Genomic DNA, 858 nt, shown 5'->3' with positions numbered 1-858 from the left:
CGCCGGTGCAGGTCTCGCCGTCACCGAGGACGGCGAAGTCGACGCCGGCGGTGTTCAGCAGCTCGGCCACGGCCTGCGTGGTCTTCTTGGCACGGTCCTCGAAGGCGCCGGCGCAGCCGACCCAGAACAGCCACTCGACCTCGTCGAGGCTCTCCACGTCCACACCGACCTGCTTGACCTCGAAGTCGAGGTCCTTGGCCCAGTCCATGCGGTGCTTGGGGTTCATCCCCCACGGGTTCCCCTTGCGCTCCAGGCCCTTGAAGATGTTGTTGAGCTCGGCCGGGAAGTTGGACTCCACGAGCACCTGGAAGCGGCGCATGTCGTCGATGTGGTCGACGTGCTCGATGTCGACGGGGCACTGCTGCACGCAGGCGCCGCAGTTGGTGCACGACCACAGGACGTCGGGGTCGATGACGCCGTACATCTCCTCGTCGCCGATGAGCGGACGCTCGACCTCCTTCTGCTGCTCCTCGGTGCGCTCGTCCTCGGGGATCGCCAGGGCGGGGATCTTGGCGTAGGCGTGCTCGCGCAGGCCCATGACCAGGAGCTTGGGGCTGAGCGGCTTCTCGGTGTTCCAGGCGGGGCACTGGCTCTGGCAGCGACCGCACTCGGTGCAGGTCGTGAAGTCGAGCAGGCCCTTCCAGGAGAAGTCCTCGACCTTGCCGACGCCGAGCTTCTCGAAGTCCTCCTCCTCGAGGTCCTCCATGGCCTCCATGTCGAGGGCCTTGCCGTTGATGCGGATGGGCTCGAGGCCGCCGAGGGCCGTGCCACCGTCGGACTCGCGCTTGAACCAGATGTTCGGCCAGGCGGTGAAGCGGTGCCAGGCGATGCCCATCGTCAGGTTGGTGGAGATGACGA

General features: G+C 66.9%; 1 protein-coding gene. It reads right to left on the bottom strand.

The window, feature by feature from the left end; translation table 11 throughout:
• The coding region (locus tag ASF38_RS18780; protein ID WP_235497427.1) for a (Fe-S)-binding protein at positions 1-858 on the bottom strand (858 nt) is incomplete at both ends.

The organism is Aeromicrobium sp. Leaf272, assembly GCF_001422865.1.
Classification (GTDB): Bacteria; Actinomycetota; Actinomycetes; order Propionibacteriales; family Nocardioidaceae; genus Aeromicrobium.
This window is presented reverse-complemented; position numbering and strand designations above follow the sequence as displayed.